The 8,577-nt window shown below is 35.8% G+C and carries 8 protein-coding genes; 2 read left to right on the plus strand and 6 right to left on the minus strand.

Translation table 11 applies throughout. From position 1 onward, the window contains the following. Window positions 1-214: 214 nt before the first annotated feature. The 6 genes from hflC to citZ all read right to left on the minus strand — a co-directional run bounded on the left by hflC (window position 215) and on the right by citZ (window position 6,814). Window positions 215-1,147 carry a protease modulator HflC gene (hflC, locus tag MT489_RS20875; protein WP_244683492.1) on the minus strand — a complete coding sequence of 311 codons (933 nt, stop codon included), beginning with the start codon at window positions 1,145-1,147 and terminating at the stop codon, window positions 215-217. Next, window positions 1,147-2,100, minus strand: a complete 954-nt coding sequence (gene hflK, locus MT489_RS20880; protein WP_244683502.1) for an FtsH protease activity modulator HflK — start codon at window positions 2,098-2,100, stop codon at window positions 1,147-1,149. Before hflK ends, hflC begins: the two co-directional genes overlap by 1 nt. A 404-nt stretch (window positions 2,101-2,504) precedes the next feature. Beyond that, a complete protein-coding gene (locus tag MT489_RS20885; RefSeq protein ID WP_244683493.1) occupies window positions 2,505-2,966 on the minus strand; it encodes a MaoC/PaaZ C-terminal domain-containing protein in 462 nt (153 codons plus the stop codon). A 213-nt stretch (window positions 2,967-3,179) separates the two neighbouring features. Further along, entirely contained in the window at window positions 3,180-4,118 is a 939-nt protein-coding gene (gene mdh, locus MT489_RS20890) for a malate dehydrogenase (protein WP_244683494.1), read from the minus strand. A gap of 237 nt (window positions 4,119-4,355) precedes the next feature. Next, window positions 4,356-5,627 (minus strand): NADP-dependent isocitrate dehydrogenase, encoded by a 1,272-nt coding sequence (icd, locus tag MT489_RS20895; protein WP_244683495.1) that lies wholly within the window; start codon window positions 5,625-5,627, stop codon window positions 4,356-4,358. 68 nt (window positions 5,628-5,695) lie between these two features. Further along, window positions 5,696-6,814, minus strand: a complete 1,119-nt coding sequence (gene citZ / locus MT489_RS20900; protein WP_244683496.1) for a citrate synthase — start codon at window positions 6,812-6,814, stop codon at window positions 5,696-5,698. A gap of 367 nt (window positions 6,815-7,181) precedes the next feature. Between citZ and ytvI the strand changes: the two genes are divergently transcribed. Both ytvI and MT489_RS20910 read left to right on the plus strand, forming a co-directional pair. Then, window positions 7,182-8,306, plus strand: a complete 1,125-nt coding sequence (ytvI, locus tag MT489_RS20905; protein WP_244683497.1) for a sporulation integral membrane protein YtvI — start codon at window positions 7,182-7,184, stop codon at window positions 8,304-8,306. A gap of 113 nt (window positions 8,307-8,419) precedes the next feature. Continuing rightward, window positions 8,420-8,577 (plus strand): transposase (locus tag MT489_RS20910; RefSeq protein WP_483308113.1); only part of this gene is annotated, 158 nt, incomplete at its 3' end.

The raw sequence follows: 8,577 nt of genomic DNA on the forward strand, positions 1-8,577 counted from the left end.
GTAATTTTTAATTTTTTATGTAAGTACACCATTGGAATATTACTAGTATAGTCTCTATATTACTGGACGAATCCTCTACTTTACTCGGTATAATTCTCAATTCCAATGGGATGCCATATAAATTACATTCTGTCCGAATTACAATAAGATAAATAGCTATTGTATATACAGTTGTAATAAAAATACCGCACAGCTTTAACCGTGCGGTATAATGTTATTTTGTATATCCCATTAAAATACGAGCATATGGTGAATCGGAAGGAATGACAATGACAGTATCTTCTCCAATTGTTTTCTTATACGTTTCTAATGTACGATAAAGGTTGTAAAATTCCTTATCTTTTGAAAAGGAGTTATTATAAATTTTTGCAGCTTCTCCTTCACCTTCAGAACGAATAATATCTGCTTCCGCTTGGGCTTTTGAAAGCATTTCGCGTACCTTCTGATCCGTTTTTGAAGTGATTTCGTTTTTCTGCGCATCCCCCATCGATAAATATTCTTGTGCTTTTGTTTCCCGTTCTGAAATCATTCTTGTATAAACAGAGTTTTCGTTTTCCTCAGGAAGATCTGTACGTTTCGTACGGACATCAGTAACAATTATTCCGTACTGATCTCTCGATAGTAAATCATTCACCTTCTGTGTTACTCTATCATTTAAGCTACCACGTGAGGATTTTTCGTCGTTTATTATTTCATTGTAATTTATTTGACCAAGTTCAGCACGAACAACAGAGTAGATAAACTCTTCCATACGAGATTCGGCATTCACTACTGATCTAGCATTTGAAATCATTTTTCGTGGATCATCAATCTTCCAAATCGCATAATTATCGATGATGATTCTTTTCTTATCTTTAGTATTAATTTCGGCTTGTGATACGTTATAGGTCATTTGATATTTCGGTAAGGATGAGACACTTTGGATAAAAGGGATTTTAAATGACAACCCCGGTTCACTTTTAATATCTACTACCTCTCCAAACTGGCGGATAACCTTATACTCGCCTTCTTTTACAATAAATGCACTAGCCATGAGCAGCATAAATAGAACAATTAATACAAGAAAAAACAATCCCGTTTTCACATATTTTCTCCACTGAAAGTCAGCGGTTTTTCTGGATTCTAGATCAACTACTTTTCTATCCATTACTCTTTTTTCCCTCCCTCTTCATCGGATGCTTTCGCTTGTTCTTTTTCCAATGGACGAATTGGGAAATATTTCAAAGTGTTCCCTTCATCATTCATGATATAGATTTCTGCACCAGGTAAAACTTGTTCCAGTGTTTCCAAAGTCAAACGCTCGCGAGTTATTTCAGGATTAGACTTGTATTGCTCATACAATTTATTGAAAATAGCAACATCTCCACGAGCTAATTCAATTCTAGCTGCTTTTTCTCCTTCTGCATTGTTCATGATTGCAGCTTTTTCTCCTTCTGCTTCATTCATACGTTTATTTTCATATTTTTTTGCTTCATTAATCTTAGTATTCATTGTTTCACGTGCATCTGTAACTGCTGTAAAGGCACTGCGTACTTCTTGATTTGGAAGTTCTACATCTTTCAAGTTAACCGCTAAAATTGATATGCCTATATCATATTTATCTAGTAAGGTAGTAAGCAAATCTCTTACCTCTGCTTCAATTTCAGCTTTTCCTGATGTTAAAGCGTCGTCAATCTTCGAACTTCCAATGATGCTTCTTAGAGAAGCTGATGTTGCGTCATATAATATTTCTTGAGGCTTTTCAGAATTAAATAAGTATTTTTTTGGATCAGTGATTTTCCATTGTACTACTAAATCAGCAAGAACAATGTTTTCATCACCTGTAATCATTTTTGTCTCACTTGACTTACCATTTGAATCTTTAAAACCAAAGTCAAGCTTTAATGTTTCACGTGCTAATTTTTTCACATTTTGTATCGGCCACGGTAATTTGAAATGAAGCCCTGGTTCTGTAATCGTCTCATTCGCTTTTCCAAAAGTCATAATAACAGCTTGATCGGATTCATCCACAGTATACCAAGATGTAAATACAACGATAGAAAGTACTATGACCGCGATAACAAGTCCCGTAACTGTATATACTCTCTTTAAACTCATAATTCACTTTCCTTTCTACTATTCACTCAGTTATTGTATACGATTTAGATTATATTTGGTTTCATAAAAAATAATGAAAAAACCGAGAGTAAAGTATTTTCATTAGTTATTTATATATATAGATGCACTTTTTTTGACTTGGAATGAGATTAATTGACATTCAAAGCATTTAGAGATGGATGAGATAAATCCCGAAGAAGGCAATTACTTAGTCATAGCTCACATATTAAGCGAGATAAAATTAATCGTTTCTCAGTCTCAATCTTCGATACCTTAACTCCCTAAATGAGCAGTTTTCTTGTCTCATTCTTAAGCAAGTTGTACCGTGATCTAAGAACGCAATTGGCCCTTTATTTCAAATAAATAGGCCCAGATTCAATTGAACCTGGACCATAATGTAAGTTTGCTTAATCCTCATCAACTGATTCAAAATGTTGAGGAGGGCATACTTCGAGTATACCTTTAATAGCCGTTTCTTCTTGTTCATCGGTTGCTTGGACTTGAATGCTAATCGTTCGTCGCTCTTGATTAATTTTTACTACTTCGAACAAAAATTGGATAGTGTCATAGTGGTAAACAGGCTTAACGAATTCGATTTCCTGTTTTATAATATGTGAGCCTGGCCCTGGCATATATTTGGAAATAGCTGATGTAATAATGCCAGTAAGCATGATGGATGGTACTATAGGCTTTTTATAGTTTGTTTGTGAAGCATAATCGTGCTGAATGTATAATGGGTTTGCATCATTTGTCAAACCTAAAAAAAGTAATAAATCCTTATCCTCTATCTTCTCGGTTAGCGTCAATTTTTCCCCAGTAGATATTTCCTCCAGCCTTCTGCCAAGCTTACGTTTCTTACCCAATAACAACACATCACCTCATCCTTATTTCAATCAAACTTTTACAGGTTCCTTCGAAAGCTTTAACTTAAATTAGTTAGATATACTGATTTTCTTATCGAAAAACACCCGCTAATTTAGTTAACGCTTTCAACGGTTTGGCATAATAATATCATGAAATCAAACGTTATAGAAGTAAAAAAGCTGAACCAAAATAATCATTTTGGTCAGCTTTTAAAGTTTTTATGCAAGAACTTTCATAACTTCACGAACTGAATTTGCTGATTTTTCTAAAGCTGCTTTTTCATCTTCAGTAAGATCAAGTTCAATAATTTTTTCGATGCCATCTTTTCCAAGGATTGTTGGAACTCCAAGGTAAATACCTTCAAAACCATATTCTCCTTCAAGATACGCAATTGACGGAAGAATACGACGCTGATCTTTCACAATCGCTTCAACCATTTCTACCAAAGAAGCAGCGGGAGCATAGTATGCACTACCATTACCTAATAAATTTACGATCTCTCCTCCGCCTTTTCTCGTTCTTTCAACGATTTTTTCAAGACGTTCTTGTGGGATTAATTTCTCAAGTGGAATTCCGCCTGCATATGAATAACGGACAAGAGGAACCATATCGTCTCCATGTCCACCTAAAACGAATCCGGTTACATCTTTTACAGAAAGATTTAATTCTTGAGCAACAAATGTCCGGAATCTTGCAGTATCAAGAACTCCTGATTGACCAATGACACGATTTTTAGGAAAACTCGATTCTTTGAATACTGTATAGGTCATAGCATCTACAGGATTAGTAAGGACAATGATATAACAGTTCGGAGAATACTTTACGATTTCCTTTGTTACACTTTTCATCACTTTTTGGTTCGTTTGTACCAAATCGTCACGGCTCATTCCTGGTTTACGTGCGATTCCTGCAGTAATTACAACAACATCAGAATCCTTTGTATCTTCATAATTTGAGGTACCTGTAATATTTGCATCAAACCCTTGAACTGGACCTGCTTCAAGCATATCGAGTGCTTTTCCTTTTGTCGGATTTTCCATTTGCGGGATATCTACTAGAACAACGTCACCTAGCTCTTTTTGTGCGAGTAAAAATGCGGTGGTCGCACCAGTAAAACCGCTGCCAATTACCGAAATCTTTTTCCGTTTCATTGTCATGAGAAATTCCCTTCTTTCGTAAAAATATTGAATATGTAGAAAAGCGAGCGCACCCGATATTCGGTTTGCGCTCGTTTATTGGTTTACTGTCCAGCTTTAACACCTATCAAGTATCGAACTATGAGACTACTCTCTACAATAAAGTTAACTTCGATTCATCTCTCGAATCTAGTGTTTCCTTTATTTTAGTCGAAGTCCTATCAGTTCATACGTCGATTAACATGGCGTTTTTACTTTTCAGCCCATATTTTCGATCAATGCTGTTGCGAACTCAGAAGTTTTAACTTCTGTTGCACCTTCCATGAGGCGCGCAAAGTCGTAAGTAACAACTTTTGATTCGATTGTTTTTTCAACTGATTTAATAATTAACTCAGCTGCTTCATTCCATCCAAGGTGCTCAAGCATAAGTACACCTGAAAGAAGAACTGAAGAAGGGTTAACTTTATCAAGACCTGCATATTTTGGAGCTGTACCATGAGTTGCTTCAAAAATAGCATGACCTGTTTCATAGTTGATGTTTGCACCAGGTGCAATTCCAATTCCACCTACTTGAGCAGCAAGTGCATCGGAAATGTAATCTCCGTTCAAGTTCATCGTAGCTACTACATCGAACTCTTTAGGACGAGTTAAAATTTGTTGTAGGAAAATATCAGCGATAGCATCTTTAATGATAATTTTTCCAGCAGCTTCTGCATCGGACTGAGCTTTATTTGCTGCATCAGTTCCTTGCTCTGCCTTAATTCTGTCATATTGATCCCAAGTGAATACTTTGTCACCGAATTCTTCTTCGGCAAGCTCATATCCCCAATTTTTAAACGCACCTTCCGTAAATTTCATGATGTTACCTTTATGAACAAGAGTTACGGATTTGCGTCCTTCTTTTATTGCATAATTGATTGCTGCACGAACTAGACGTTTCGTACCTTCAGCAGATACAGGCTTGATTCCAATACCAGAAGTTTCAGGGAAGCGAATTTTGTTAACTCCCATTTCTTCTTGAAGGAATTTGATTAGTTTTTTAACTTCATCAGAGCCTTCTTTATACTCAATACCTGCATAGATATCTTCTGTATTTTCACGGAAAATAACCATGTCAGTATCTTCAGGACGCTTAATTGGTGAAGGAACACCTTGGAAATAGCGAACTGGACGTAAGCATACAAATAGATCAAGCTCTTGACGTAGAGCAACGTTCAATGAACGGATTCCACCTCCGATAGGTGTTGTAAGCGGTCCTTTAATTGCAATAAAATATTCACGAATTGTATCAAGTGTTTCTTCAGGAAGCCATTCGCCAAATTTATTGAAGGCTTTTTCTCCTGCATACACTTCTTTCCATTCGATTTTCTTTTCGCCTGCATAAGCTTTTTCAACCGCTGCATCCATTACTCTTGAAGCTGCAGCCCAAATGTCAGGACCGATCCCGTCTCCTTCTATAAAAGGGATGATTGGGTTATTAGGTGTATGTAAAACACCATTTTCTACAGTAATTTTTTCACCTTGTGACATAAATTTTCCCTCCTGTTACAATCTCAACTACTAATATTATCAGAAATACTGACTATTTTCTATATAAGTCAATTTCTCTCATCGACTGGTACATATTTTCTTAAGCCTGGGCCTGTATATTCAGCACGAGGACGAATCAAGCGGTTATTCTCATATTGTTCAAGAATATGCGCGAGCCAACCTGATACACGCGATACAGCAAAGATTGGTGTAAATAAATCATGATCAATCCCTAAGCTATGATAAACTGAAGCGGAATAGAAATCTACATTTGGTGGCAATGGCTTTTGAGAAGTAAATACTTCATGTACTTTTGCTGAGATTTCATACCACTGAGGTTCACCAGTAATCTCTGTAAGTTTCTTCGACATTTCTTGCAAATGTTTCGCACGTGGATCACCTTGACGGTATACACGGTGTCCGAAGCCCATAATTTTTTCTTTTTTACTTAGCTTGTCCAAAACATATTGTTCTGCATTTTCAGGGCTGCCAATCTCAGTCAACATTTTCATAACTTGTTCATTAGCCCCGCCATGTAGAGGACCTTTTAAAGCTCCAATCGCTGCAGTAACACCAGAATACACATCTGAAAGTGTAGCAACACATACACGTGCTGTAAAAGTAGACGCATTTAATTCATGGTCAGCATGCAACACTAACGCTTTATTGAATGCTTCGATTTCAATTTGTTCTGGTTCTTTCCCATTTAGCATATACAGGAAGTTTTCTGCAAAGCTGAGGTCTTTACGTGGAGCAATCGGAGTTAGCCCTTTTCTAACTCGTGCAAAAGCTGCTACAATTGTAGGCATTTTTGCTTGTAGACGAATAGCTTTTCTGTAATTAGCTTCTTTTTCCATTACATCTGCTTCTTCATCGTAAAGACCAAGAGCAGATACCGCAGTTCTAAGTGCAGCCATTGGGTGAACTTTATTGATAGGATATGTTTTAAAACTATCAATGATTTCTTGAGGAAGTTCCATATTATCCGCTAATTGTTGTTTAAGCTCTTGTAACTGTTCTGCATTTGGCAATTCCAAATGCCAAAGTAAGTAAATGATTTCTTCAAAGCTGGCTTTTTCAGCTAAATCATCAATATTATAGCCAACATATGTAAGAGTGTCGTCTATGATTGAACTTATAGAGGACGTCGTTGCCACTATACCTTCTAATCCACGTGTTGCTGTCATAAAAATAATCTCTCCTTTAGCTTTCATTTCTAACAAAACGATTTTCTGCAAATTATATATTTGCATATATAAAATCTAACATCTTGATAAAAAGATGATGTGGATACATACATATTCTATTATAGACAATTCATTTATCTTGTCTATAAATTCATTCCATGTACTTAGACATTATAACCAAATCCAAGGTTGTTTGGAAATGAAAACGCTTATGAAAAAATATATATTTGTTAGCTAGTTCATAATTATTGTTGATTGTTTAATCGTTTATAATAACGGCAATTGTTATAGATAACAAAACCATTCGAATAAAAACGATGATATAATGATAGAAAATATCAAAGTGGATCCAAAGTGAGGTGGCTATGTGAAGCGTGAAACAGTTGATAAAATAGTCCGTTTTTTACTTGTTGTAGGGATTGTGATTATTTCCCTCATTTTACTTATATTTATTTCAAAAGTAACATATCCTTTCATCATAGCGATTGCAATTGCGATGATCATCAACCCTGCTGTTCACTTCTTAGAAAAAACCTGGAAATTTCCTAGAGTACTAGCCGTTTTAACTTCATTATTCCTAGTAATAGCGATATTTACTGGCCTGATCACATTATTAATTGCAGAAATTGTGTCAGGAGCGACTTATTTCTCCACTGTTGTACCAGAACATGTTAGTACATTAATCAATTACTTTGAAGACCTTTTTGCAGGACAAGTCATTCCTTTTTACAACAAAATTGCGAGTATGTTTAAAGGACTTGATAGTGGACAGCAAGAAACGATAATGGAGAGTATTAAAAACACAGGAAACAAAATTACAGAAAGTGCAACAGCATTTTTGCAAAATTTCTTTTTAAAGCTCCCAGCACTAGTGTCTTGGATTCCGAACGCTGCAACTGTACTCGTCTTTTCTTTACTTGCCACATTTTTCATAAGCAAAGATTGGGAAAAACTAACACATTGGTTTAGTGATTTTCTACCAGAAAAAGCGAAAACAAGTGGAAAAACTGTTTTTGCAGACTTAAAAAAAGCACTAGCTGGATTTATCAAAGCCCAGTTGACATTAATTTCGATTACACTTGTTATTGTATTAATTGGTCTTCTAATATTACGTGTTAATTACGCAATTACAATTGCACTTATTACAGGAATCGTAGATTTACTCCCATATTTAGGAACTGGAACTGTCTTTATTCCATGGATCATTTATGAAATTTTCACAGGAAATTATGGATTAGCACTGGGTCTTGGCATTCTTTACACTGTTGTTGTCGTTCAGCGTCAAGTAATGGAACCTAAAATCCTTTCTTCAAATATTGGAATGAATCCGTTAGCTACCCTTGTTGCCTTATTTGTAGGTTTCAAACTTATTGGATTTTTAGGGCTTATCTTAGGGCCTGTAACTCTTGTTTTGATTACGACCCTCCATAAGGCAAATGTATTTAAGGATGTTTGGAACTATATTAAAGGAACCCCCACGATTATAAAGTAAAAGAGTCCTTAACGGACTCTTTCAGACTGTAGACAAACTCGACGAAAGTCGGGTTTGCCTACAGTCTATTTTTTTATAAAATTATAGATATACCAATACTTGAGGTGATAAAAATGCTGACTAAGAATAATTCATTCCAACGGGATCAAATCGAAATGATCGCTCTTGACCAACTTGTACCAGCGAACCATCTGGTTCGCAAGATAGAGGCTGCGATTGATTTTTCATTTATTTATCCACTTGTGGAAGATATGTATTCAGAAGTCGGCCG

Source organism: Lederbergia wuyishanensis, from assembly GCF_022900255.1.
Lineage (GTDB): Bacteria > Bacillota > Bacilli > Bacillales > Bacillaceae_C > Lederbergia > Lederbergia wuyishanensis.